General features: G+C 56.1%; 1 protein-coding gene. It reads left to right on the top strand.

From position 1 onward, the window contains the following. Positions 1-5: 5 nt before the first annotated feature. A partial coding sequence (locus tag R0J87_RS24565) for a GntR family transcriptional regulator (protein WP_498889653.1) occupies positions 6-237 on the top strand: 232 nt, incomplete at its 3' end.

Here is a 237-nt window from a genome sequence, read left to right as displayed (position 1 = left end):
ACAATGTGCAAGATCCCACGCTGGTTGTGGGCAGTAAAGCTGACCCTGTAAAAGAGCCGACCAAATCCAACAGTTTGCTGGAAGTGCTGGTAGAGCGCATCGTCACCGGGGTTTTTCCTGCCGGCAGCAAGATATCTGAACCTGAACTGGCCCGCCAGTTTGCCGTTAGCCGTGGCCCGCTGCGTGAAGCCATGATGCGGGTTGAAGCCTTGGGTTTGGTCGAGCGTATTCCCCATG

The organism is Halomonas sp. SIMBA_159 (genome assembly GCF_046536035.1).
Lineage (GTDB): Bacteria > Pseudomonadota > Gammaproteobacteria > Pseudomonadales > Halomonadaceae > Vreelandella > Vreelandella venusta_A.
Note: the sequence above shows the minus strand (reverse complement) of the source record. Positions and strands in the feature narration are given on the sequence as shown.